Genomic DNA, 26,208 nt, shown 5'->3' on the forward strand with positions numbered 1-26,208 from the left:
CGTGCCCGGGCCGCTGCGCGTCGCGGTCGTCGGCGCGGGCCCCGGCGGGCTGTACGCGGCGGCGCTGCTCAAACGGCTCGACCCGGCCCGTGAGATCACCGTGTGGGAACGCAACCCGCCCGACGAGACCTTCGGCTTCGGCGTCGTGCTGTCCGACGAGACCCTCGGCGGCATCGAGCACGCCGACCCGGTGGTGTACGAGGCGCTGCGCGGCGAGTTCGTGCGCTGGGACGCCATCGACGTGGCGCACGCGGGCAGTGTGGTGCGCTCCGGCGGCCACGGCTTCGCGGCGCTGAGCAGGCACCGGCTGCTGGCGATCCTCCAGGACCGCTGCCGGGCCCTGGGCGTGCGGCTGAACTTCCGCCAGGAGGCGCCACCGGTAGGCGAGTTGTCGAAGTCGTACGACCTCGTGATCGCCGCGGACGGGGTGCGCAGCACCACCCGCGACGCGTACGCCGACGTCTTCCGTCCCCACCTGACCACCCACCGCTGCCGCTACATCTGGCTCGCGGCCGACTTCGCGCTCGACTCCTTCCGCTTCGAGACGGCGCGGACCGGGGCGGGCCTGATGCTCGCGCACGGCTACCCCTTCGGGGCGTCGCACAGCACGTTCATCGTGGAGATGCGCGAGGAGGTGTGGCGGCGCGCCGGGCTCGACCTGATGGACGAGGACGCCTCGATCGCCGCCTGCGAGAAGTACTTCGCGCCGCTGCTCGACGGCCACCGGCTGTCCGGCAACCGCTCGCGCTGGACGGCGTTCACCACCGTCGTCAACGACACCTGGCGGGCCGGGAACGTCGTCCTGCTCGGCGACGCCGCCCACACCGCGCACTTCTCCATCGGCTCCGGCACCAAACTCGCCATGGAGGACGCCCTCGCGCTCGCCGCCACCGTGGCCGAACAGCAAGGCGTGGACGCCGCGTTGGCCGCGTACGAGCGGGAGCGCAGGCCGGTCGTCGCCAGCACGCAGCGCGCCGCCGCCGCGAGCCTGGAGTGGTTCGAGGAACTGGAGCAGTACGCGGGGCAGCCCAGGCGGCAGTTCGCCTTCAACCTCCTCACCCGCAGCCGCCGCGTCACCCACGACAACCTGCGCCTGCGCGATGCCGCCTTCACCGCCGCCGTGGAGGCCGACGCCGGTCTCCCGGAGGGCACCCCGCCGATGTTCACCCCCTTCACCCTGCGCGGCCTGACCCTGCGCAACCGCGTCGTGGTCTCCCCGATGGACATGTACTCGTCGGTGGACGGCACACCGGGCGACTTCCACCTCGTCCACCTCGGCGCCCGCGCGCTGGGCGGCGCGGGACTGGTGATGACCGAGATGGTCTGCGTCAGCGAACGCGGCCGGATCACTCCCGGCTGCGCGGGGCTGTACGCGGACGAGCACGAGCAGGCGTGGAAACGCGTCGTGGACTTCGTGCACGGCCGGTCGACCGCCGCGATCGGTCTGCAACTCGGCCACAGCGGACGCAAGGGCTCGACCCGCCTGATGTGGGAGGGCATCGACCAACCGCTGGCGGACGGCAACTGGCCGCTGGCCGCCGCCTCACCGCTGCCCTACCGGCCGGGCGTCAACCAGGTCCCGCACGAACTCGACGCGCCCGGACTCGCCGCGATCCGCGAGGAGTTCGTCCGCGCGGCGGAACGCGGCGCCCGCGCGGGCTTCGACCTGCTCGAACTCCACTGCGCGCACGGCTACCTGCTCAGCGGCTTCCTGTCCCCCCTGACCAACCGCCGCACCGACGCCTACGGCGGCGACCTCGCCGGCCGCCTGCGCTTCCCCCTCGAAGTCTTCGACGCCGTACGGGAGGTGTGGCCCGGGGAGCGCCCGATGACGGTGCGGATCTCGGCCACCGACTGGGCGGAGGGCGGCACCACGGCCGACGACGCGGTGGAGATCGCCCGCGCCTTCAGGGCCCACGGCGCGGACGCCATCGACGTCTCCACCGGCCAGGTCGTCCCCGACGAGCGCCCCGCGTTCGGCCGCTCCTACCAGACCCCGTACGCCGACCGCATCCGCAACCGCCTGGGCGTCCCGGTCATCGCGGTGGGCGCGATCTCCAGCTGGGACGACGTCAACTCCCTGATCCTGGCGGGCAGAGCCGACCTGTGCGCACTGGCCCGCCCCCACCTGTACGACCCGAACTGGACCCTCCACGCGGCAGCCGACCAGGGGTACGAGGGCCCAGGAGCCCCCTGGCCCCTCCCGTACCAGGCGGGCAGCCGCAAGCCGCCGACGGGCCGAACGGACGGACCCAAGCCACGGCTGACGCTGCCGAGTTGAAGGGCAGTTATTGGAAGACGGAGGTGTCCAGCGAGAAGTCGAACGGATCCGGCAGGTCCAGCGGCTTGCCGAAGGCGACGCGAACGTCCTCGATGTAGTCGCCGTCCTGCGGATCGCTGAACAGCGTGACGGTGCCCTTGCCACGGTCGACGAGCAAGTAAAACGGAATGCCGCAGGCGGCGTAGCCACGCCGCTTGGTGCTGCGATCTTCCTGTGCGCGGGTCGAGGTGACCTCGATGGTCATCACGACTCCTTCCGGTCCGGACCAGGACTCGCGCCCCCGCAGCGCCCCTCTCGGCGCCACCGTGGCGTCCGGGATGAACCGGCCGAGTGGCGTGATCAGGCCCTTGTTGCCGGGCGCGTAGAGGTCGGCGGCCGAATTCCTGGCGATCTGCCATTGCAGGTTGCCGATGGCGTCCTCGTGGTCACCGTCAGGCGGCGGAGTCACGATGATCTCCCCCTCGATCAGTTCGGCGCGGTAGCCAGGGGGCACCGTCAGATCGAGGAAGCCAGCCAGCACAGCATCCTCCGCAGGGTGCGGGCGCTCGGCCGAGGGCATCGCCATCACGCATACCTCCTCGATCGTCATCATTCCGCTCCGATGTGGTCAGGATAGGTCCCGGCCGTTGACCGGCGGGCGCACGTCCTGGAAACGATCACCCGGCGCGATGGTCACGCCATCACGCCATCCGATGAACGTCCCGGACGAAGTCCGCTCCCGCCTCGCGCAAGCGGGTGTGCAGGGCGGTGAAGACCCGGGACGCCTCCGCGCCGGGCCAGTCCGCCGGGAGGAGGCGGGGCGGAAGGCCCGGGTCCGCGTAGGGGAGGCGGCGCCAGGAGTCCAGGACGCGCAGGTAGTCGCCGAAGGCCTCGCGCGGTGGGGTGTCCCGGCGGCGCGACCACGCGGCCAGCAGCGGTTCGGCGCAGGACAGGAACGCGCGGTGCTGCCGCGCGATGCCGTCCAGGTCCCACCACCGCCGCACCGCCCCCACCGTCGGCTCGAAGCCCAGGTGCGCGCCGCGGAACAGGTCGACGTAGGGCGAAAGACCGAGGCGGTCCAGCGTGTGCCGGGCCTCCTCGTACAGGTGCGCCGGCGCGATCCACACCCCCGGCGCCGCCGTGCCGAAGCCGAGCCGGGCCAGGCGCGAGCGCAGCAGGTGCCGCTTGTGGCGTTCGGACTCCGGCACGGAGAAGACCACCAGCACCCACGCGTCCTCCGGCTCGGGATGCCCGTAGACGCGCCGGTCGCCGTCGGCCAGCAGTTCCGCCGCGTCGCGGGACAGCGCGTACGCCGCCGACCCCGCGACCTTCTCCGGCACCAGCAGCCCGCGCCGCTTCAGCCGCGAGACCGCCGACCGCACCGACGGCGCGCCCGCCCCCGCCGCGTCCATCAGCCGGATCAGCGAGGCGACCGCGATCCGCCCGCCCCCGCCGTCCCGCTCGCGGCCGTACGCGCCGAAGTAGGTCAGGATCAGCGACCCCGGGGTGTGCGCGGCCTCGGCGATACCCGCGCCCGCGACCCCGGTGTCTTCCCGTGCGTTCACGGCGTCTGCGTTCACGGCGTCCACGCGCTCACTCTAGGCAGTCCGCCTCACCCGCCCGCGCCCGGCTCCCGCAGGCGGAAGCGCTGCACCTTCCCCGTCGGGGTGCGCGGCAGCGCGTCGGTGAACACGATCTCGCGCGGGCACTTGTACGGCACGATCTCGCCCTTGGTGAACTCCCGCAGCGCCGCCGCCGTCGCCTCGCCGCCCGGCACGCCGTCGCGCAGGACCACGAACGCCCGGGCGATCTGGCCGCGTTCGGCGTCCGGCACGCCGACCACCGCCGCCTCCCGCACGTCCGGGTGGCGCAGCAGCGCCTCTTCCACCTCCGGGGCCGCGATGTTGTACCCGGCGGAGATGATCATGTCGTCGGCCCGGGCGACGTAGGTGAAGTAGCCGTCCGCGTCGCGCACATACGTGTCGCCGGTGAGGTTCCAGCCGTCGCGCACGTAGTCGCGCTGGCGCTCGTCGGCCAGGTAGCGGCAGCCGGTCGGGCCGCGCACCGCCAGCAGCCCCGGCTCGCCGTCCGGCACCGGCTCCATGGTCGCGCCGTCGACGACCCGCGCCTCGTAGCCGGGGACGGCGACGCCGGTCGTGCCCGGGCGTATCGCGTCGTCGGCCGCCGAGATGAAGATGTGCAGCATCTCGGTGGCGCCGATGCCGTTGACGATGCTCAGCCCGGTCCGCTGGCGCCAGGCGTGCCAGGTGGCGGCGGGCAGGTTCTCCCCGGCCGACACGCAGCGCCGCAGCGAGGCGACGTCGTACGCGCCCGGCTCGGCCTCCAGCTTCGCCAGCATCGCCCGGTACGCGGTCGGTGCGGTGAACACCACGCTCACCCGGTGTCGCCCGATCGCCGCCAGGAGTTGCTCGGGGTGGGCGTCCTCCAGCAGCAGCGAGGAGGCGCCGGCGCGCAGCGGGAAGACCACGAGCCCGCCCAGGCCGAAGGTGAAGCCCAGCGGCGGGGTCCCGGCGAAGACGTCGTCGGCCCGCGGGCGCAGCACCCGCGCCGAGAAGGTGTCGGCGATCACCAGCAGATCGCGGTGGAAGTGCGTGCAGCCCTTCGGCCGGCCGGTCGTGCCCGAGGTGAAGGCGATCAGCGCGACGTCGTCCGCCGAGGTCTCCACCGCCTCGTAGCGGTCCGGCCGCCCGGCCGCGAGGCTGAGCAGGTCCGTCGCCGACTCGCCCCCGTACGCGGTCACCCGCAGCCCGGGCACCCGCGCCTTCACCAGGTCGTCGAGCGCCCGCACGTCGCACAGCGCGTGCCGCACCCGCGCGATGTCGCAGATCACCGCCAGTTCGTGCGGACGCTGCGCCGCCAGCACGGTCACCGCGACCGCGCCCGCCTTCAGCACCGCGAACCAGCAGGCCACCAGCCACGGCGTGGTCGGCCCGCGCAGCAGCACCCGGTTGCCCGGCACCACCCCGAGGTCGTCGGTGAGCACGTGCGCGATGCGGTCGGAGGCGGCCCGCAGTTCGTCGTACGACCACACCTCGCCGCCCGGCATCCGCAGGCACGGGCGGTCGGGCCCGAGCCGCCGCGCGGTGGCGTCCAGCAGCTCGACGGCGCAGTTGAGCCGGTCCGGGTAGCGCAGCCCGGCCGCTTCCAGGGGCAGGTCGGGCCACTGGTCGCGGGGCGGCAGGTGGTCGCGGGGAAAGGTGTCCAGGTGCGCGGAGGGCAGCAGCGGCGGACAGCGAGGCGGACTGTGCGGCGGGTCAGGCAACAGGTCCATGGCGGGTGCGCCCCTTTGCGCCGGGCCGAGAGGGTGGCGGTGAGCGGTTTTTCCGGCCGTGCGAATGCGAAATCAGCGTAACGTGATGGTGACGACAGTCAACAGGCCGCGATACGGAGGATGGCGCGCGGACGCCCGGGGAAGTAAGGCAACCGGGCCCCAGGGCCGACCGACCGCCCTCGGCCGGGAACCTCCCCAGCGGCCGGGAAGCCCCCGGGCGGCCGGGGAACCGCCAAGCGAAGGAGACCGCAGTGCCGGGATTCGCGCTCGATCCGGAGCAGCAGATGTGGTGCGAACGCGTGCGCGGTCAGGCCGCGCACCGGCTGCGCCCGATCGCGGAGAAGGGCGAGCCGGGCCGGGTCAATCGGCCGCTGCTGGCCGAGCTCGGCCGCCTCGGCCTGCTGGACCGCCTCTTCCCGCACCAGGGCAGGCCGTCCGCCACCGAACTGTGCCTGCTGCGCGAGTCGCTGGCCCGCGAGTGCACCGAGGCCGAGACCGCGCTCGCGTTGCAGGGTCTGGGCGGCCATCCGCTGCTGCGCTCGCCGAAGCTCGCCGCTCGCTGGCTGCCCGGGATCACGACGGGCGGCGTCGTGGCCGCGTTCGCGCTCACCGAGCCGGACGCCGGATCGGACGCGGCGGCGCTCTCCCTGCGGGCCGAACCCGCCCCGGACGGCGACGGCTGGCGGCTGACCGGCACCAAGTGCTGGATCTCCAACGCTCCCGAGGCCGACCTCTACACCGTCTTCGCCCGCACCACCCCGGGCGCGGGCTCGCGCGGCGTCACCGCCTTCGCCGTCCCCGCCGACCGCCCGGGCCTGACCGGCGAGCGCCTGGAGATGCTCTCCCCGCACCCCATCGGCCGCCTCGACTTCGACGCCGTGCCGGTCGGCCGCGAGGACGTGCTGGGGGAGGTCGACCACGGCTTCCGCGTCGCGATGAGCACGCTCAACCTCTTCCGCCCCAGCGTCGGCGCGTTCGCCGTCGGGATGGCGCAGGCCGCGCTGGAGGCGGCCGTCGCCCACGCGGGCAGCCGCAGCGCCTTCGGCGGACCGCTCAAGGACCTCCAGTCGGTCGGCCACACGCTCGCCGAGATGGCCACCCGCACCGAGGCGGCCCGGCTTCTGGTGCTGGCCGCGGCGCGGGCGTACGACACCGGCGCGCCGGACATCGCCAAGCGCTCCGCCATGGCCAAGCTGTTCGCCACCGAGACCGCGCAGTACGTCGTCGACGCCGCCGTCCAACTGCACGGCGCCCGCGCGCTGGAACGCGGTCACCTGCTGGAACACCTCTACCGCGAGGTGCGCGCACCGCGCGTCTACGAGGGCGCGACCGAGGTCCAGCGCAGCATCATCGCGAAGGAGTTGTACCGGTGAGCCTGGAACGCCTCAACCCGCCCGCGCTGTCCCCGGCGACCGGCTTCAGCCACGCGGTCACCGCGACGGGAGGCCGCCTGGTCTTCCTCGCCGGCCAGACCGCGCTGGACAGCGCGGGCCGCGTCGTCGGCACCACGCTCCCCGAGCAGTTCGAACGCGCCCTGCGCAACCTCCTGGACGCCCTGACCGCGGCAGGCGGCACCCCCGCCGACCTGGCCCGCGTCACCGTCTACGCGAAGGACGTAGCCGCCTACCGAGCCGGTGCCCGCGAACTCGGCGCCGTCTGGCGGAAGTTGGCAGGCCGCGACTACCCGGCGATGGCGGTGGTGGGAGTGGTGCGGTTGTGGGACGAGGAGGCACTGGTCGAACTGGACGGGATCGCGGTGGTGGAGTGAACCGGACACGCGGCAGGGGAGCGGTGCGGGCAGGCTCCCGCGCCGACTCCCCTGACATGATGAGGATCTGTCGGCGCCTCAGATGTCCCGGAACGTCTCGATCTGGGCTCCGATCGAGTTGAGGCGTTCCGCCAGCTCCTCGTAACCGCGGTTGATGACGTAGACGTTGCGCAGGACCGACGTGCCCTCGGCGGCCAGCATGGCCAGCAGGACGACGACCGCGGGGCGCAGGGCCGGCGGGCACATCATCTCCGCGGAGCGCCAGCGGGTCGGGCCCTCGACCAGCACCCGGTGCGGGTCGAGCAGCTTGACGCCCGCGCCGAGGCGGGTCAGTTCGGTCAGGTAGATCGCGCGGTTGTCGTAGACCCAGTCGTGGATCAGCGTCGAGCCCTGCGCGGTCGCCGCGATGGCCGCGAAGAACGGCACGTTGTCGATGTTCAGGCCGGGGAACGGCATCGGGTGGATCTTGTCCAGCGGCGCGCGCAGTTTCGACGGGCGCACCGTCAGGTCGATCAGCCGGGTGCGGCCGTTGTCGGCCGGGTACTCCGCGCTGCGCTCGTGGTCGAGGCCCATCTCCTCCAGCACCGCGAGCTCGATCTCCAGGAACTCGATCGGCACCCGGCGCACCGTCAGCTCCGAGGAGGTCACCACCGCGGCGGCGATCAGGCTCATCGCCTCCACCGGGTCCTCGGACGGCGAGTAGTCCACGTCGCAGTCGATGCTCGCCAGGCCGTGCACGGTCAGCGTCGTGGTGCCGATGCCGTCGACCCGCACGCCCAACTGCTCAAGGAAGAAGCACAGGTCCTGCACCATGTAGTTGGAGCTGGCGTTGCGGATCACGCTCACCCCGGGGTGGCGGGCGGCGGCCAGCAGCGCGTTCTCGGTCACCGTGTCGCCGCGCTCGGTCAGCACGATCGGGCGGCGCGGGGCGAAGGAGCGGTCGACCTCGGCGTGGTACGAGCCGGTGGTGGCGGTGACTTCGAGCCCGAAGTGGCGCAGCGCCGCCATGTGCGGGTGCACGGTGCGGGTGCCCAGGTCGCAGCCGCCCGCGTAGGGGATGCGGAAGCGGTTGGTGCGGTGCATCAACGGGCCGAGGAACATGATGACGCTGCGGGTGCGGCGCGCCGCCTCGGTGTCCATCGCGTCCAGGTCCAGCTGGGCGGGCGGCACGATCTCCAGGTCGTTGCCGTCGTTGATCCAACGGGTGCGCACGCCGATGGAGTTGAGGACCTCCAGGATGCGGAAGACCTCTTCGATGCGGGCGACCCGGCGCAGCGTGGTGCGCCCGGCGTTGAGCAGCGACGCGCACAGCAGGGCCACGCAGGCGTTCTTGCTCGTCTTGACGTCGATCGAACCGGACAGGCTGCGGCCGCCGACGACGCGCAGGTGCATGGGGCCGGCGTAGCCGAGGGAGACGATCTCGCTGTCGAGGGCTTCCCCGATGCGGGCGATCATCTCAAGGCTGATGTTCTGGTTGCCCCGCTCGATGCGGTTGACGGCACTCTGGCTGGTCCCCAGAGCCTCTGCGAGCTGCGACTGCGTCCAACCACGGTGTTGCCGGGCGTCACGGATGAGCTTGCCGATGCGTACGAGGTAGTCGTCTGCCATGGCGACAGGCTATCTCAGATATGAGATGTGTCCGACTTGGGGCGCGTTCAGTACGGCCATTCCGGTGAGAGGGGTGCGCCTCACGCCGGCCCCGCCGCATCGGCGTGAGGCAGCCCACCGGGGACGAGGCATGACCGACCGGCGGTGATGTACTAGAGTTATCTCGACATCGAGATATCTACTCAGGGGCGTACCGCTGTCGCGCCAGTAAGGTGACCCTAACTTAGGTACACCTTAGCGGATCGGCGGGGACCTGCGGCGGCAGGATTGCTGTGGTACGCGCTGGATCATGCATAAGGAGACTGTCGTGTCGGCGAACAGCTTCGACGCCCGCAGCACGCTGCGCGTGGGCGACGAGTCGTACGAGATCTTCCGGCTGGACAAGGTCAAGGGCTCCGCCCGCCTGCCGTACAGCCTGAAGGTGCTGCTGGAGAACCTGCTGCGCACCGAGGACGGCGCCAACATCACCGCCGACCACATCCGCGCGCTGGGCGAGTGGGACTCGCAGGCCCAGCCCAGCCAGGAGATCCAGTTCACCCCCGCCCGTGTGATCATGCAGGACTTCACCGGCGTGCCCTGCGTGGTGGACCTCGCCACCATGCGGGAGGCGGTCAAGGAGCTGGGCGGCGACCCGGCGAAGATCAACCCGCTGGCCCCGGCCGAGCTGGTCATCGACCACTCCGTCATCGCCGACCGCTTCGGCACCCCGGACTCCTTCGCGCAGAACGTGGAGCTGGAGTACGGCCGCAACAAGGAGCGCTACCAGTTCCTGCGCTGGGGCCAGACCGCGTTCGACGAGTTCAAGGTCGTCCCGCCCGGCACCGGCATCGTCCACCAGGTCAACATCGAGCACCTGGCCCGCACGGTCATGGTCCGCGGCGGCCAGGCCTACCCGGACACCCTGGTCGGCACCGACTCGCACACCACCATGGTCAACGGCCTCGGCGTGCTCGGCTGGGGCGTCGGCGGCATCGAGGCCGAGGCCGCGATGCTCGGCCAGCCGGTCTCGATGCTCATCCCGCGCGTCGTCGGCTTCAAGCTCACCGGCAACCTGCCGACCGGCACCACCGCCACCGACCTGGTCCTGACCATCACCGAGATGCTGCGCAAGCACGGTGTGGTCGGCAAGTTCGTGGAGTTCTACGGCGAGGGCGTCTCGTCCGTCCCGCTCGCGAACCGCGCCACCATCGGCAACATGTCGCCGGAGTTCGGCTCGACCGCCGCGATCTTCCCGATCGACGTCGAGACCATCAACTACCTCAAGCTCACCGGCCGCCCCGAGCAGCAGGTCGCGCTCGTCGAGGCGTACGCCAAGGAGCAGGGCCTGTGGCTCGACCCGGCCGCCGAGCCGGACTTCTCCGAGAAGCTGGAGCTCGACCTGTCCACGGTCGTCCCCTCCATCGCCGGCCCCAAGCGCCCGCAGGACCGCATTGTCCTGGCCGAGGCCGCCCAGCAGTTCGCCCAGGACGTGAAGGCGTACGTCTCGGACTCCGACCTCGACGAGGCGGGCAAGGAGTCCTTCCCGGCCTCCGACGCCCCGGCGGTCTCCAACGGCGTGCCGACGAAGCCGACCCAGGTCACCGCCCCCGACGGCTCGGCGTACGAGATCGACCACGGCGCCGTCACCGTCGCCGCGATCACCTCGTGCACCAACACCTCCAACCCGTACGTCATGGTCGCCGCCGCGCTGGTGGCCAAGAAGGCGGTGGAGAAGGGCCTGACCCGCAAGCCGTGGGTGAAGACCACGCTGGCCCCGGGCTCCAAGGTCGTCATGGACTACTACGACCGCGCCGGCCTCACCCCGTACCTGGACAAGCTGGGCTTCAACCTGGTGGGCTACGGCTGCACCACCTGCATCGGCAACTCCGGCCCGCTGCCGGAGGAGGTCTCCAAGGCGGTCAACGACGCCGACTTGGCGGTCACTTCGGTGCTCTCCGGCAACCGCAACTTCGAGGGCCGGATCAACCCCGACGTCAAGATGAACTACCTGGCCTCCCCGCCGCTGGTCGTCGCGTACGCCATCGCGGGCTCCATGAAGGTGGACATCACCAAGGACGCGCTGGGCACCGACACCGAGGGCAACCCGGTGCACCTGGCCGACATCTGGCCGTCCGAGCAGGAGGTCAACGAGGTCGTCGCCTCCGCGATCGGCCAGGACATGTTCGCCACCTCCTACAGCGACGTGTTCGCCGGCGACGCCCAGTGGCAGTCGCTGCCGATCCCGACCGGCAACACCTTCGAGTGGGACCCGCAGTCCACCTACGTGCGCAAGCCCCCGTACTTCGAGGGCATGTCGATGGACCCGTCCCCGGTCGAGGACATCGCCGGCGCCCGGGTGCTGGCCAAGCTCGGCGACTCGGTCACCACCGACCACATCTCCCCGGCCGGTGCCATCAAGGCCGACACCCCGGCCGGCAAGTACCTCACCGAGCACGGTGTGGAGCGCCGCGACTTCAACTCCTACGGCTCGCGGCGCGGCAACCACGAGGTGATGATCCGCGGCACCTTCGCCAACATCCGCCTGCGCAACCAGGTCGCGCCGGGCACCGAGGGCGGCTACACCCGCGACTTCACCGTCGAGGGCGGCCCGGTCTCGTTCATCTACGACGCGTCGCAGAACTACCAGGCGGCCGGTGTCCCGCTGGTCATCCTGGCCGGCAAGGAGTACGGCTCCGGCTCGTCCCGCGACTGGGCGGCCAAGGGCACCGCGCTGCTGGGCGTCAAGGCCGTCATCGCCGAGTCCTACGAGCGCATCCACCGCTCGAACCTCATCGGCATGGGCGTGCTGCCGCTGCAGTTCCCCGAGGGCGCCTCGGCGCAGTCGCTGGGCCTGACCGGCGAGGAGACCTTCTCCATCACCGGTGTCACCCAGCTCAACGACGGCACCACCCCGCGCACCGTGAAGGTGTCCACCGACACCGGTGTCGAGTTCGACGCGGTGGTGCGCATCGACACGCCGGGTGAGGCGGACTACTACCGCAACGGCGGCATCATGCAGTACGTCCTGCGGTCGCTGATCCGCAAGTAACGCGTCCACCAGCAGGAAAAAGAGCGGAAAGGCCGCATCCCGCGTAGTGCGGGGTGCGGCCTTTTCCGTATCTTCTGACCGAAGGAGGTCACAACCCGGGAAAGCTTCCCGTGCGAGGCCGCATTCGATCTTGCCCTGTACATGAAGAGTGGACTATACCTGTCCGCGTTCAACGGCCGTCGTTCCACCAGCTTCAGCCAACAGCGGTAACCGGCGCCGGATCCGGTGCACCGCCTGAGTCCTGGAGAAAGCGAGGACTTGAGCATGGGATCGACCAGTGAGCCCAACCGGCTCAGCCGCCGTGACCTCATCCAGCGCGCCGCAGCGCTGGGCATCGTCGCGGTGCCGGCCGCGGGTCTGCTGAGCGGCTGCGCTTCGAGCGGCGGCGGCACCAAGCAGGAGAACGGCACCAAGACCGCCACCAACCCGTTCGGCGTCGTGGACACGGCACCGCTGGACGTGGTGATCTTCAACGGCGGATTCGGCGACGACTACGCCAAGCGCTTCGAGGCGATGTACCGCACCGAGCACCCCAAGGCCAAGGTCTCCCACACGGCCACCCAGAACATCACCGGTCTGGTGCAGCCCCGCCTCAACGCGGGCGACCCGCCGGACATCATCGACGACTCCGGCAACCAGCAGATCAAGCTGGACGTGCTGGAGAAGGCCGGCCAGCTGACCGACCTCACCCCACTGCTCCAGGCGCCCTCGGTGGACGACCCGAGCAAGAAGGTGAGCGACATCCTGATGCCGGGCACCGTCGACCTCGGCACGGTCAACGGCAAGTTCGTCACCCTCCAGTACGTCTACACGGTCTTCGGCCTGTGGTACTCCGGCAAGCTGTTCAAGCAGCACGGCTGGAGCGAGCCGAAGACGTGGGACGACTTCATCTCGCTGGGCGCCGAGATCAAGAAGGCCGGCATCGCGCCCTTCGCCCACCAGGGCAAGTACCCGTACTACATCGACGTGGCCATAACGGACCTGGCCATCAAGAACGGCGGCACCGACTTCCTGACCCGGCTCGACAAGATGGACCCGACGATCTGGGACGAGGACCCGGCGCGCAACGCCATCGAGGCGATCTACGAGATCGTGCAGAAGGACTACCTGCTGCCGGGCACCAACGGCATGACGCACATCGAGTCGCAGACCGCCTGGAACCAGTACAAGGCCGCGTTCATCCCGTGCGGCGCCTGGCTGGAGAACGAGCAACTGAAGGCGACGCCGTCGGACTTCGAGATGACGTTCATGCCGATGCCGTCGTTGTCGGGCGACAAGATGCCCTTCCAGGCCATCCGCGGCGGCGCCAACGAGCCGTACATCGTGCCCCGGCAGGCGAAGAACGCGGCCGGCGGCATGGAGTTCATGCGGCTGATGCTCAGCAAGAAGGGCGCCACCGCCTTCGCCCAGGCCGCCAACTCGCTCACCGTCGTCAAGGACGGCGTGGACCCCAGCGTCAAGCTGCGCCCCGGCACCCAGTCCACGGTCACCGCGCTGAAGGCGGCCGGCGCCAACGTCTTCAACCCGACCTACGTCACCGACTACAGCGCGTTCGCCACCGACATGGACAACGCCAGCGCCGAGCTGATGGCCAACCGCATGAAGCCCGACCAGTGGCTGAAGACGGTCAAGGCCTCCGCCCAGAAGGCGGCCAAGGGCGGGTCCTGACCCGTCCCCGCCGCACACACCGTCACCGGTGGCGGCACGCGCCGACCGCGTGCCGCCACCGCCGCCGAGACCGGGCAGGAGCCATGCGACACCGCAAGTACCCGTTCATCGTGGGATTCCTCTTCGTGCCCGTGGTGCTCTACACGGTCCTGATGGTGTGGCCGTACGTCCAGACCTTCGGCTACTCGCTCACCGACTGGTCGGGCGAGTCGCAGACCATGCACTTCGTCGGGCTGAGGAACTACACTACGCTCTTCGGCGACACGGTCTTCCGCGAGGCGCTGCTGCACAACGTGCTGCTGCTGGTCTTCCTGCCGGTGATCACCATTCTGCTCGCGCTGTTCTTCGCGTTCATGCTGAACGTCGGCGGACGCGGAACGACCGGGGGGGTACAGGGAGTTCGCGGCTCCGGCTTCTACCGGGTGGTCTTCTTCTTCCCGCAGGTGCTGTCGGTGGCCATCCTCGCGGTGCTCTTCGAGGCGGTCTACCGCAGCGACAGCGGCGGCCTGCTCAACGGCATCCTGGTGAAGGTCGGCCTGGAGAACCCGCAGAACCCCATCGAATGGCTCAACGACCCCGGCACCGTGCTGTGGTGCCTGCTGGCCATCGTGGTGTGGCAGGGCGTCGGCTTCTACCTGGTGCTGTTCTCCGCCGCCATGCAGTCCATCCCCCGCGAGGTCTTCGAGGCCGCGCTGCTGGACGGCGCGGGCCGGGGGCAGACCTTCTTCCGGGTCACGATGCCCCTGCTGTGGGACAGCGTGCAGACCGCCTGGGTCTATCTCGCCATCGCCGCCATGGACTTCTTCGCCCTGGTCTCCACCCTCACCCCGGGCACCGCGTACGGCGGCGGCCCCGATTACCACAGCGAGGTGCTGTCCACCTACCTGATGCGCAACTTCCTGTTCTACGGAAAGAGCGGATACGCCTGCGCCATGGGCGTCGTGATCCTGCTCGTCACCCTCGTCGTGTCGGTCTTCGCGCTGCGGGTCACCCGCCGAGAGCGCATCGAGTTCTGAGCGGGGCTGGAGCCATGAGTACGCCGATCAAGGACCCCATCGAGGGCGTGGACGGCCCCCGTCCGTCCGACCGCCCGCGCCGCGCGTCGGACCAGGAGCGGTTCGCCGACTCCGGCCGGGTGCTCAACGTCTTCTCGCACGGCTTCCTCGCGCTGTGGGCGGTGCTGATCGTGCTGCCCATCGCCTGGGTGGTGCTGGGGTCGTTCAAGACCGACGCGCAGATCGGCGGCAGCGCCTGGACCTGGCCCGCCGACTGGTCGTTCGGCGCCTTCCAGCGCGCGTGGGACAAGGGGGTGGGCGGCTTCCTGCTGCACACCGCGATCGTGCTGGTCTTCTCGGTCTCCCTCACCATGCTCTTCGGCTCGATGGCCGCCTACGTGCTGGCCCGCTACGAGTTCCGGGGCAACCGGGCGCTGTACTTCTTCTTCGTCGCCGGCGCGATGTTCCCGCCGTACCTGGCGCTGGTGCCGCTGTTCTTCATGCTGAAGAACTTCGGCATGCTCAACACCTACCAGGGGCTGATCCTGGTCTACGTCGCGTACTCGATGCCGTTCACGGTCTTCTTCATGTACGCGTTCTTCCGCACGCTGCCGACCGCGCTGCACGAGGCCGCGATGCTCGACGGCTGCTCGCACACCCGGGCGTTCTTCCAGGTCATGCTGCCCCTGGCGAAGCCCGGGCTGGTCAGCGTGGGGATCTTCAACGTGCTGGGGCAGTGGAACCAGTACATCCTGCCGCTGACCTTGATGCAGAAGCAGTCCGGCACCGACCCGGACCGCTCGGTGCTCACCCAGGGCCTGGTCAACCTGATGTTCCAGTCCGGGTACAAGAACGACATGCCCGCCCTCTTCGCCGGGATGACCATCGCCATGGTGCCGGTGCTGGTGGTCTACCTGTCCTTCCAGCGCCAGGTCCAGGCGGGCCTGACCGCCGGCACGCTGAAGTAGGACGTAACGGCGTCAAGCCGTTCAGGCTTCGTCCACTTCTTCAACGGGCACTTTCCCGACATATCGCCCGGATGGGCGAGTCGGTCCCGTACTGCGTACGATGTGTGATCATCCGGGGTTGGTGCCGGTCTATCCCTTGACGGGACACAACCCCTGCGGCTCTGCTTAGAGTTCACATGTTGTAGACGACGGGGTCTCACAGTCGCGGCCCCGTCCCGTCGGGCGGTCGTCGTGCTGCCTGCCGAGGCAGGAGTGGATGTACGTGATGCACGCGCAGACTCCGGGATCGCAGTCGTCCCTGCACCGGGCCAACCTGGAGCGCGTGGTCCGCGCGGTCCGGCTCGCGGGCTCGCTCACCCAGGCGGAGATCGCCCGCACCACCGGGCTGTCCGCGGCCACCGTCTCCAACATCGTCCGCGAGCTGCGCGACAACGGGACGGTGCAGGTCACCCCCACCTCCTCGGGCGGCAGGCGGGCCCGCAGCGTCTCGCTCTCCGGCGACGCGGGCATCGTGGTCGGCGTCGACTTCGGCCACTCCCACCTGCGCGTCGCGGTCGGCAACCTGGCCCACCAGGTGCTGGCCGAGCAGACCGAGCCGATCGACGTGGACGCCTCCGCCGCTCAGGGCTTCGACCGCGCCGAGGAACTGGTCGGCCGCCTGATCGCGGCGACCGGCATCGGCGTCGACAAGGTCATCGGCGTCGGCCTCGGCGTGCCCGGCCCGATAGACGTCGCCACCGGGGTGCTCGGCTCCACCGCGATCCTGCCCGGGTGGGGCGGCATCAACCCGCGCGAGGAGCTGTCCGGCCGCCTGGGCATGCCGGTCCACGTCGACAACGACGCCAACCTCGGCGCGCTGGGCGAACTGGTCTGGGGCGGCGGGCGCGGCGTGAAGGACCTCGCGTACATCAAGGTCGCCAGCGGCGTGGGCGCCGGCCTGGTGATCAACGGCCGCATCTACCGCGGCCCGGGCGGCACGGCGGGCGAGATCGGGCACATCACGCTGGACGAGTCGGGACCGGTCTGCCGCTGCGGCAACCGCGGCTGCCTGGAGACCTTCACCGCCGCCCGCTACGTGCTGGAGCTGCTGCGCGGCAGCCACGGCCCCGACCTGACGGTGCCGCGCATGGTGCAGCTGGCCCGCGAGGGAGACCCGGGCTGCCGCCGGGTCGTCGCCGATGTCGGCCGCCACGTCGGCATGGGCGTGGCGAACCTGTGCAACGTGCTCAACCCCAGCCGGGTGGTGCTCGGCGGCGACCTCGCGGAGGCAGGTGAGCTGGTGCTCGGACCGATCCGCGAGTCCGTCTCGCGTTACGCGATCCCGAGCGCCGCGCGCCAGCTCGCGGTGGTGCCCGGCGCGCTGGGCGGCCGCGCCGAGGTGCTGGGCGCGCTGGCGCTGGTGCTCAGCGAGATGGGGGATTCGACACTTTTGACGGCGTCTGCTCCGGCGACGCTCGCGTTCAGATAGATAACAAGGCGTGTCGTTGTCATCTCGTTAATAATTTACTTCTTGACGGCATCATGAGGTGAGAGTTGACTCACGTTCACCTCGGCCGCAACGTTGCGGCCCTGTCAGGGAGGTACCCCGTGAACACCACTCTGCGTCGTGTCGTCATCGCCGCGGCCACGGTCTCGATGGCCGCCACCATGGCCGCGTGCGGCAAGGCGGGCAGCAGCAACTCCGGCTCCGCCAGCGTCAGCAAGGGCTTCCGGATCGGCATCGCGCTTCCGGAGAACCAGACCGCGCGCTACGAGGCGTACGACAAGCCGATGCTCGAAGCGAAGATCAAGCAGCTGTGCCCGAAGTGCCAGGTCGACTACGAGAACGCCGCTCAGAACGCCAACACCCAGCAGCAGCAGGTCGACACGCTGATCAACGACGGCGACAAGGTCATCATCCTTGACGCGGTGGACTACAAGGCGATCCAGCCCTCGGTCCAGAAGGCCCACGACAAGGGCGTCAAGATCGTCGCCTACGACCGCCTGGCCCAGGGCCCGGTGGACGCGTACACCTCCTTCGACAACGAGAAGGTCGGCGAGCAGCAGGGCCAGGCCCTCCTCGCCGCGATGGGCTCCAAGGCCACCCCGAGCAGCCAGATCGTCATGGTCGACGGTGACAAGGGCGACCCGAACGCCGCCCAGTTCAAGGCCGGCGCCCACAAGGTGCTGGACGGCAAGGTGAAGATCGCCGCCGAGTACGACACCAACGGCTGGCTCGCCAACAACGCCAACAGCGAGGTCTCCGGCGCGATCGCCCGCCTCGGCGCCAAGAACATCGCGGCCGTCTACTCGGCCAACGACGGCATGGCCGCCGGTGTCATCTCGGCCCTGCAGTCCGCGCACATCAGCCCGCTGCCCCCGGTCAGCGGCCAGGACTCCCAGCTGGACGGCGTCCAGCGGGTGGTGGCCGGCACCCAGGCCTTCACCATCTACAAGCCGTACCGCGACGAGGCCAACACCGCCGCCGAGATGGCGGTCGACCTGGCCACCGGCAAGTCCATCTCCGGTGTCGCCCCCGACAGCCAGAGCAGCGCCACCAACAAGGACATCCCGTCCAAGCTGATCCCGACCCAGGTGCTGACCCAGAAGAACGTCAAGCAGACCGTCATCGACGGCGGGCTCTACACCGTCTCGCAGATCTGCACCTCCCAGTTCGCCTCGGCCTGCTCCAAGATCGGCCTGTCGTAACCCCGTCCCGGCGTGGGCCCGGTCGCTGACCGGCCCCCGGCCGTCCGAAAAGACCCCTCCGGCGTCCCGTTCCCACCCGACACCCCGCTGCCGGGAACGGGCGCCGGACGGATGATGGACGTGGCCCACGCCACGCGACCGCGGGGCGCGACCCCTGCCCTTGTCTCGCACAACCCCACCGTGCCGCCACACCCGGCGCGGTACCCGCCGGTCAGGCGGCGAAGGAGATGGTTCACGTGTCCGCTACGCCCGTGCTGGCGTTGCGCGGGGTCTCCAAGCGGTTCGGCGCCGTACAGGCGCTGACCGATGTCGAACTGGAGATCCACGCCGGTGAGGTGGTCGCCCTGGTGGGCGACAACGGCGCCGGAAAGTCCACCCTGGTCAAGACGATCGCGGGAGTCCACCCGATCGACGAGGGCGCGATCGAGTGGGAGGGCAAGCGGGTCAGCATCGGCCGGCCGCACGACGCCCAGGCCCTCGGCATCGCCACCGTCTACCAGGACCTCGCCCTGTGCGACAACCTCGACGTGGTGCAGAACCTCTTCCTCGGCCGGGAGATCCGCCGGGTCGGGGTGCTGGACGAGGTCGAGATGGAGAAGCGGTCCCGCGAACTGCTGCACACCCTCTCCATCCGCATCCCCAGCGTGCGCATCCCGATCGCCTCCCTGTCCGGCGGCCAGCGCCAGACCGTGGCCATCGCCCGCTCGCTCATCGGCGAGCCCAAGCTCGTCATCCTCGACGAGCCGACCGCCGCGCTGGGCGTGGAGCAGACCGCCCAGGTCCTCGACCTCGTCGAACGGCTGCGCGAACGCGGCCTCGCGGTCATCCTCATCAGCCACAACATGGTGGACGTCGAGGCGGTCGCCGACCGCGTCGCGGTGCTGCGGCTGGGCCGCAACAACGGCGTCTTCGACGTGAAGTCGACCACCCAGGAACAGATCATCTCCGCCATCACCGGCGCCACGGACAACGCCGTGACCCGCCGTCAGGCGCGCTCCGCGGAGGCAGACAAGTGAGCACTGACAACCCGGACCTCACCAAGGCCGCTCCGCCGACCACCGGCGAGGAGGCGGTCGCCGCGCCACCGCCGGCCGCCGACGCCATCGTGGCGGTCGACCCGCGGCTGCTGGTCAGGGAGCAGGGGCTGGCCGGCTACCTGACCGAGTTCCGCCGCCGGGTGCGCAGCGGTGACCTCGGCTCGATGCCGGTGATCGCCGCCCTGATCATCATCTGGGGCATCTTCCAGGGCCTGAACTCCACGTTCCTGTCGGCGAACAACCTGTCCACCATCGCGTTCAACGTGGTGGGCGTCGGCATGATCGCCGTCGGCATCGTCTTCGTGCTGCTGCTCGGCGAGATCGACCTGTCGGTCTCCTACGTCAGCGGCCTGGCCGGCGCCGTCTTCGCGGTGCTCAGCGTCAACCACGGCATGTCGCAGGGGCTCGCGCTGGTGCTGGGCATCCTCACCGGCACCGCGATCGGCGCGCTGCAGGGCTTCTTCTTCGCCAAGGTCGGCGTGCCCGCGTTCGTCGTCACCCTGGCCGGCTTCCTGGCCTGGAACGGCGCCATGCTCTGGGTGCTGGGCAAGAACGGCACCATCAACCTCCAAAGCGGCGGCCTGCTGTACAACCTCTACAACTACACGTTCGCCGACGTGGCGTTCGCGTACGGGCTTGCCCTGATCGCCGTGCTGCTCTACCTGGGCTCCTCGCTGTGGGAGGCCAGCCGCCGCCGCAAGGCCGGGGTGCCGTTCCGCCCGCTGCTGGACATCGGCATCAAGACCGCAGCCCTCGCGATCGTCGCGTTCGTCGCCGCGTGGGTGCTCAACCAGGCCGAGGGCCTGCCGCTGTGCCTGCTGCTCTTCCTGATCGTCGTCGTGGGCTTCGACCTGATGCTGCGCCGCACCACCTACGGCCGGCAGATCTTCGCGGTCGGCGGCGGCATCGAGGCGGCCCGCCGGGCCGGCATCAACGTGGCGTGGATCCGCATCTCGGTCTTCAGCCTCGCGGGCACCATGGCCGCGGTCGGCGGCATGTTCCTGGCCGGCCAGGTCAACTCCGCGCAGTCCACCCAGGGCGGCGGCAACACCCTGATGAACGCGATCGCGGCGGCCGTCATCGGCGGCACCAGCCTCTTCGGCGGTCGCGGCAAGACCTGGTCGGCGCTGCTGGGCGCGCTGGTCATCGTCTCCATCCAGCAGGGCATGTACATCCTCAACCTCAACACCGCGATCCAGTACATGATCACCGGTGCGGTGCTGCTGGCGGCGGTCGTGGTCGACTCGCTCTCCCGCAGGACCCAGAAGAACGCCGGGCGCGCCTGACCCGCGTCGAAGGCGGGCCGCTCGTGCCCGTGACAGCCCTGTGCCCGGCCGCCGGACCCGACCCCGGCGGCCGGGCGCAGTCGTGAGCACCGTCACTCGGGTGACGTACATCGCCCATCCCGGACGGCGGCGGCGGTAGCGGAACATTAGACTCGGCTGATCGACTCGTTCGACATGATCGACCCGTTCGGCATGAAGGACCACCGACCTAGGAGGCACGGGTGCCGTTGCTGACCCGTATCAAGGGACCGCGCGACCTCGACCGGTTCACCCCGGAGCAGCTGGTGGAACTGGCTGCCGAGATCCGCACGTTCCTGGTCGACGCGGTCTCCAAGACCGGCGGCCACCTCGGGCCCAACCTCGGTGTGGTGGAGCTGACCATCGCCCTGCACCGGGTCTTCGACTCGCCGAAGGACAAGGTGCTGTGGGACACCGGCCACCAGTCCTACGTGCACAAGCTGCTCACCGGCCGCCAGGACTTCTCCCGGCTGAAGATGAAGGGCGGCCTGTCCGGCTACCCCTCGCGCGCCGAGTCCGAGCACGACGTCATCGAGAACAGCCACGCCTCCACGGTGCTCGGCTGGGCGGACGGCTTCGCCAAGGCCAACGAGGTGCTCGGCCGCGGCGACCACGTCGTCGCGGTCATCGGTGACGGCGCGCTGACCGGCGGCATGGCCTGGGAGGCGCTCAACAACATCGCCGCCGCCAAGGACCGCCCGCTGGTCATCGTCGTCAACGACAACGAGCGCTCCTACGCGCCCACCATCGGCGGCCTCGCCAACCACCTGGCGACCCTGCGCACCACCGACGGCTACGAGCGCTTCCTGGCCCGCGGCAAGGACCTGCTGGAGCGCACCCCGGTCCTCGGCAAGCCGCTGTACGAGACGCTGCACGGCGCCAAGAAGGGCCTGAAGGACTTCATCGCCCCGCAGGGCATGTTCGAGGACCTGGGCCTGAAGTACGTCGGCCCGATCGACGGCCACGACGTGGTGGCGCTGGAGTCCGCCCTCCAGCGGGCCAAGCGCTTCGGCGGCCCGGTCATCGTGCACTGCCTGACCGAGAAGGGCCGCGGCTACCAGCCCGCCGAGCAGGACGAGGCCGACCGCTTCCACGGCATCGGCCCGATCCACCCCGACACCGGCCTGCCCATCTCCACCGGAGGCCTGGACTGGACCGCTGTCTTCGGCGAGGAGATGGTCAAGCTCGGCCGCGAGCGCGAGGACGTGGTGGCCATCACGGCGGCCATGCTCCAGCCGGTCGGCCTGGAGAAGTTCGCCAAGGAGTTCCCCGACCGGGTCTACGACGTCGGCATCGCCGAGCAGCACGCCGCCGTCTCCGCGGCGGGCCTGGCCTCCGGCGGGCTGCACCCGGTGGTGGCGCTGTACGCGACGTTCCTCAACCGCGCCTTCGACCAGGTGCTGATGGACGTGGCGCTGCACCGCTGCGGTGTGACGTTCGTGCTGGACCGCGCCGGGGTGACCGGCAGCGACGGCGCCAGCCACAACGGCATGTGGGACATGTCGATCCTCCAGGTCGTCCCCGGCCTGCGGATCGCCGCGCCGCGCGACGCAGACCAGGTCCGCGCCCAGTTGCGCGAGGCGGTGGCGGTCGACGACGCGCCGACCGTGGTCCGCTACTCCAAGGGCGCGGTGGGCCCCGCCGTCGAGGCGGTCGGCCGGGTCGGCGGCATGGACGTGCTGCGCGAGCCGACCGGCGGCGCCGAGCGCCCCGACGTGCTGCTGGTGTCGGTCGGCGCGCTGGCCCCCATGTGCCTGGAGACCGCCGAACTGCTGGACGCCCAGGGCATCTCGTCCACCGTGGTCGACCCGCGCTGGGTCAAGCCGGTCGACGAGGCGCTGCCGGGCCTCGCCGCCCGCCACCGGGTCGTGGTCACCGTCGAGGACAACGGCCGCGCCGGCGGCGTCGGTTCGGCGATCGCCCAGGCACTGCGCGACGCGGACGTCGACGTGCCGCTGCGCGACTTCGGCATCCCGCAGCGCTTCCTCGACCACGCCTCCCGCAAGGAGGTGCTGGCGGAGGCCGGGCTGACCGCGCCCGACATCGCCCGCCAGGTCACCGGGCTGGTCGCCAAGCTCGACGGCCGCTACGGCGAGGACCAGGTGGAGGCCAAGGTCGTCGGCGACTGACGCACGGCTCCGCCGCACCACGCGTGAGGGCGGGGCGGAACGCCGCACGTGACGGGCGGGGCGGATCACCCGAAAAGGTGGTCCGCCCCGCCCATCGGCGTATCCGCAGGCGTGCCCTTTCGGGTGACCCGCCCCGCCGGGTGCTGAGATGGCCGCTCGACGGCCACGACGTGGTGGGCGGGACGACCGTGGAGGTGCGCCGATGGATTCCGAGACGCCACAGCCCCCGACCGGCACCCGGGGCGGCGCCCGCGGCGGCGTGCTGCGGACGAAGACGGTCGAGCAGTCCATCCGGGACACCGAGGAGCCCGAGCACGCGCTGCGCAAGTCGCTGTCCGCGTGGGACCTGACCGTCTTCGGCGTCGGCGTGGTCATCGGCACCGGCATCTTCGTGCTGACCGGACAGGTCGCCAAGGCCAACGCGGGCCCCGCGGTCGCGCTGTCCTTCGTGGTCTCCGGGGTGGTGTGCGCGCTGGCCGCGCTGTGCTACGCGGAGTTCGCCTCGACGGTGCCGGTCGCCGGATCCGCGTACACCTTCTCGTACGCCTCGATCGGGGAGCTGCCCGCCTGGATCATCGGCTGGGACCTGATCCTCGAACTCGCCCTGGGCTGCGCGGTGGTGGCGGTCGGCTGGTCCGGCTACATCCGGTCGCTGCTGGACACCGCGGGGGCGAGCCTGCCCGCCTCGCTGTCCGGGACCAGCGGCTCCGGCGGCTTCGGGTTCGACCTGCTGGCCTTCCTGCTGGTCCTGGCGCTCACCGGGCTGCTGGTGGTCGGCATGAAGCTGTCGGCGCGGGTCACCTCGATCGTGGTCGTGGTCAAGGTGACGGTGGTGCTGATCGTGATCGTCGCCGGCGCCTTCTACCTCAAGGCTGCCAACTACCAGCCCTTCGTGCCCCCGGCGCAGGGCGCGACCGGCTCGCAGGGCGGACTGGGGGCGCCGCTGGTGCAGCTGCTCTTCGGCTACCGGCCGACCACCTTCGGCGTGTGGGGGATCTTCACCGCCGCGGCCGTGGTGTTCTTCGCGTACATCGGCTTCGACATCGTGGCCACCGCCGCCGAGGAGACCCGCGACCCGCAACGCGACGTGCCGCGCGGCATCCTGGGCTCGCTGGCCATCTGCACGGTGCTGTACGTGGCGGTCTCCATCGTCGTCACCGGCATGCAGAAGTACACCGACCTGTCGACCGAGGCCCCGCTCGCCGACGCCTTCAAGGCCAACCACTCGCCGTTCTTCGCCGGAGTGATCAGCTTCGGCGCCGCGGTCGGGCTCACCGCCGTCTGCATGATCCTGCTGCTCGGGCAGACCCGGGTGTTCTTCGCGATGAGCCGCGACGGCCTGCTGCCGAGGATGTTCTCCCGGGTGCACCCCGGCTTCGGCACGCCGTACCGCTCCACACTGCTGCTGGGCCTGGTGGTCGCGGTGGTCGCCGGGTTCACCAGCATCTCGGAGCTGTCGGAGCTGGTGAACATCGGCACGCTGTTCGCCTTCGTGGTGGTCGCCGTCGGCGTCGTGGTCCTGCGCCGCACCCGGCCCGACCTGCCGCGAGCGTTCCGCACCCCGCTGGTGCCGCTGGTGCCCGCGCTGTCGGTGTGCGCCTCGGTCTGGCTGATGATCAACCTGCCCGGCGAGACCTGGGTGCGGTTCGGGATCTGGATGGCGATCGGCTTCGTGATCTATTTCCTGTACGGCAGGAGCCACAGCAGGCTGAACGTGGGCGTCCCGGGCCGCCCCGGCGCAGGCGGGAGGGCCCCCGGTCCGCGGCGCGGGCCGGGCGCCGGGGCCTGAACGGCGCCACACCGCGGTGAACAAGGGCCGGAGCCGCTGCACCAGAACCCCCGCGCGCCCCCGCGAGTACCCCTGGTCCCGCCTTCCCGGGTGATCGCGGCCCGGGTACGTTGGAACACATGCCCGCAGCCTCCGAGACCGCCGGTGCCCGCAGGGGGAACGCCTCCGTGCCCCGGCAGCGCGGACGGCTCGCGGGACCGCTGACGTCGTGGTCCCAGGGGCCCACCGCCTGGCGCGGGCGGTACTGGAGCGTGCTGCTGCCGCTGCTCGCGGCCGTCGCCGCCATCACCCACCTGCCGTCCTTCCTGCGCCCCGTCTGGAACCCCGACGAGGGCTTCCTCGCCACCCAGGCGGGCGTGCTGGCGCACGGCGGGGCGCTCTACCAGACCGTGGTGGACCGCAAGCCACCGCTGGTCCCCTGGCTCTACGAGGGCCTGTTCGGGCTGTTCGGCGCGGGATCGCTGTGGCCGGTGCGGACGCTGGCCGTCGTCGCCCACCTGGCCACCGCCGCACTGCTGGCCTCGGTCGCCCGGCGCCGCTGGGGGGGCCGGGCCGGGGCGGTCGCGGGGATCGGCTACCTGCTGGTGTCGATAGGGCTCGCCCCCGAGGACACCCAGGCCGCCACCTTCGAGGTCTTCATGCTGCCGTGGACGGCGGCCGCGTTCTGGTGCGCCGACCGCCGCCGCTGGACGCTCGCCGGACTCGCGGTCGCCGGTGCCGCGCTTTCCAAGCAGACCGGCGGTGCGGTGCTCGTGCCGGTGGTGTGGATGCTGTGGCGGTCGGGCGGCGGCGACGCGCGGGGGCGGGCGCGCCGGAAGGGCGCGCTGGGGCTGGCCGCGGGCTTCGCGGTGCCACTGGCCGCGGTGGCCGTGGCGCTCGGGCCCGGCCGGTTCCTGTTCTGGACGGTGACCGGCTCCGGCTCGTACGCGACCGTCAGCGGCTCCGCCTGGCTGACCGCCGCCGGCCGGGGCCTGGGCAACGCCGGGATACTGCTGGTGGCCTGCGGCGGCCTCGCGGTGCCGGTGGCGCTGCTGCTGCGCGGGCGCGGCGGGCGGCGGTTCGCCGACGCCGACCTGTGGATATGGCTGGCCGCCTCGCTGGCCGCCGTCGTCACCGGCTTCCAGTTCTACGGGCACTACTACCTGCAACTGCTGCCGCCCCTCGTCCTGCTCGGCACCGCCGCGCTGCGCCGGCGGCCGCGCTGGCGGCGCCCCGCTCTCGCCTGGACCGCGCTGGCCGCCTGCGGCTTCCTGGTGTGGGGCCTGACCGCGCCGCGCACCGACCTCGACCACGCGCACACCGTCGCCGCCGCCGTGCGCCGCGACACCCCGCCGGGGGCGCGGGTGCTGGTGTGGGGCATGCACCCGGAGGAGTACTGGCTGGCCGGCCGCGCCCCCGCGAGCCGCTTCCTGACCGCCGGGTTCCTCACCAACTTCAGCGGTGGGCGGGGCGGCGCGCAGGTGGGGGAGCGGTACGCCGTCCCCGGCGCGTGGAGCACCTTCCGGCGCGAGATGGCCGGCCATCCGCCCGCCCTGATCGTCGACGACTCGCGCGGCCAGCCCTACGGCCCGGCCCGCATCCCAGGCTTCCGCGACCTGCTGCGCTCCCGCTACCGCCCGGTCGGCACGACGGACGGCGCGGTGCTGTACGCGCTGCGGCACTGAGCCACCGCGG

The 26,208-nt window shown here is 71.0% G+C and carries 18 protein-coding genes; 14 read left to right on the forward strand and 4 right to left on the reverse strand.

Going from position 1 to position 26,208, the window contains the following annotated elements:
* The first annotated feature begins 1 nt into the window (after position 1).
* On the forward strand, positions 2-2,281 hold the full coding sequence (locus tag CK485_RS20780) for a bifunctional salicylyl-CoA 5-hydroxylase/oxidoreductase (protein ID WP_241968504.1): 2,280 nt from the start codon (positions 2-4) through the stop codon (positions 2,279-2,281).
* A gap of 7 nt (positions 2,282-2,288) precedes the next feature.
* Here the strand turns inward: CK485_RS20780 and CK485_RS20785 are convergent, their stop codons facing one another.
* The 3 genes from CK485_RS20785 to CK485_RS20795 all read right to left on the reverse strand — a co-directional run bounded on the left by CK485_RS20785 (position 2,289) and on the right by CK485_RS20795 (position 5,552).
* Positions 2,289-2,840 (reverse strand): Uma2 family endonuclease, encoded by a 552-nt coding sequence (locus tag CK485_RS20785; RefSeq protein ID WP_241968584.1) that lies wholly within the window; start codon positions 2,838-2,840, stop codon positions 2,289-2,291.
* Between the two features lie 121 nt (positions 2,841-2,961).
* A complete protein-coding gene (locus tag CK485_RS20790; RefSeq protein WP_241968505.1) occupies positions 2,962-3,825 on the reverse strand; it encodes a PaaX family transcriptional regulator C-terminal domain-containing protein in 864 nt (287 codons plus the stop codon).
* Between the two features lie 47 nt (positions 3,826-3,872).
* Positions 3,873-5,552 carry an AMP-binding protein gene (locus CK485_RS20795; RefSeq protein WP_109453393.1) on the reverse strand — a complete coding sequence of 560 codons (1,680 nt, stop codon included), beginning with the start codon at positions 5,550-5,552 and terminating at the stop codon, positions 3,873-3,875.
* Between the two features lie 251 nt (positions 5,553-5,803).
* On the opposite strand from CK485_RS20795, the gene CK485_RS20800 reads away from it, so the two are divergent.
* Both CK485_RS20800 and CK485_RS20805 read left to right on the forward strand, forming a co-directional pair.
* Positions 5,804-6,925: an acyl-CoA dehydrogenase gene (locus tag CK485_RS20800; RefSeq protein ID WP_199239457.1), complete on the forward strand. Its 1,122-nt coding sequence runs from the start codon at positions 5,804-5,806 to the stop codon at positions 6,923-6,925.
* Positions 6,922-7,320, forward strand: a complete 399-nt coding sequence (locus tag CK485_RS20805; protein ID WP_109453394.1) for a RidA family protein — start codon at positions 6,922-6,924, stop codon at positions 7,318-7,320. The genes CK485_RS20800 and CK485_RS20805 overlap by 4 nt, the downstream gene beginning before the upstream one ends.
* A gap of 78 nt (positions 7,321-7,398) precedes the next feature.
* Here CK485_RS20805 and CK485_RS20810 read toward each other — a convergent pair whose 3' ends face one another.
* On the reverse strand, positions 7,399-8,928 hold the full coding sequence (locus CK485_RS20810; protein WP_109453395.1) for a UDP-N-acetylglucosamine 1-carboxyvinyltransferase: 1,530 nt from the start codon (positions 8,926-8,928) through the stop codon (positions 7,399-7,401).
* A 307-nt stretch (positions 8,929-9,235) separates the two neighbouring features.
* Here CK485_RS20810 and acnA point away from each other — a divergent pair, with 307 nt between their 5' ends.
* From acnA to CK485_RS20865, 11 genes are all read left to right on the forward strand, one after another.
* Positions 9,236-11,956, forward strand: a complete 2,721-nt coding sequence (gene acnA, locus CK485_RS20815; RefSeq protein WP_109453396.1) for an aconitate hydratase AcnA — start codon at positions 9,236-9,238, stop codon at positions 11,954-11,956.
* A 264-nt stretch (positions 11,957-12,220) separates the two neighbouring features.
* Complete coding sequence (ngcE, locus tag CK485_RS20820) at positions 12,221-13,624, forward strand: N-acetylglucosamine/diacetylchitobiose ABC transporter substrate-binding protein (RefSeq protein ID WP_109453397.1); 1,404 nt, start codon at positions 12,221-12,223, stop codon at positions 13,622-13,624.
* A gap of 83 nt (positions 13,625-13,707) precedes the next feature.
* The gene (locus tag CK485_RS20825) at positions 13,708-14,640 is read left to right on the forward strand and encodes a sugar ABC transporter permease (RefSeq protein ID WP_109453398.1); all 933 of its coding nucleotides are present in this window, start codon (positions 13,708-13,710) and stop codon (positions 14,638-14,640) included.
* A 14-nt stretch (positions 14,641-14,654) separates the two neighbouring features.
* Positions 14,655-15,587, forward strand: a complete 933-nt coding sequence (locus tag CK485_RS20830) for a carbohydrate ABC transporter permease (protein ID WP_109453399.1) — start codon at positions 14,655-14,657, stop codon at positions 15,585-15,587.
* Positions 15,588-15,852: 265 nt separating this feature from the next.
* Complete coding sequence (locus CK485_RS20835; protein WP_109454297.1) at positions 15,853-17,055, forward strand: ROK family transcriptional regulator; 1,203 nt, start codon at positions 15,853-15,855, stop codon at positions 17,053-17,055.
* 119 nt (positions 17,056-17,174) lie between these two features.
* Complete coding sequence (locus tag CK485_RS20840) at positions 17,175-18,275, forward strand: substrate-binding domain-containing protein (protein ID WP_109453400.1); 1,101 nt, start codon at positions 17,175-17,177, stop codon at positions 18,273-18,275.
* A gap of 227 nt (positions 18,276-18,502) precedes the next feature.
* Entirely contained in the window at positions 18,503-19,291 is a 789-nt protein-coding gene (locus tag CK485_RS20845; RefSeq protein WP_109453401.1) for an ATP-binding cassette domain-containing protein, read from the forward strand.
* Between the two features lie 86 nt (positions 19,292-19,377).
* Positions 19,378-20,598, forward strand: a complete 1,221-nt coding sequence (locus CK485_RS20850) for a sugar ABC transporter permease (protein WP_241968585.1) — start codon at positions 19,378-19,380, stop codon at positions 20,596-20,598.
* A gap of 221 nt (positions 20,599-20,819) precedes the next feature.
* Positions 20,820-22,745 (forward strand): 1-deoxy-D-xylulose-5-phosphate synthase, encoded by a 1,926-nt coding sequence (dxs, locus tag CK485_RS20855; protein ID WP_109453403.1) that lies wholly within the window; start codon positions 20,820-20,822, stop codon positions 22,743-22,745.
* A gap of 202 nt (positions 22,746-22,947) precedes the next feature.
* A complete protein-coding gene (locus CK485_RS20860) occupies positions 22,948-24,534 on the forward strand; it encodes an amino acid permease (RefSeq protein ID WP_109453404.1) in 1,587 nt (528 codons plus the stop codon).
* 119 nt (positions 24,535-24,653) lie between these two features.
* Complete coding sequence (locus tag CK485_RS20865; RefSeq protein WP_109453405.1) at positions 24,654-26,198, forward strand: glycosyltransferase family 39 protein; 1,545 nt, start codon at positions 24,654-24,656, stop codon at positions 26,196-26,198.
* Positions 26,199-26,208: the final 10 nt, after the last annotated feature.

The organism is Streptomyces sp. ICBB 8177 (assembly GCF_003144095.1).
In the GTDB taxonomy this organism is placed as follows: Bacteria; Actinomycetota; Actinomycetes; order Streptomycetales; family Streptomycetaceae; genus Streptantibioticus_D.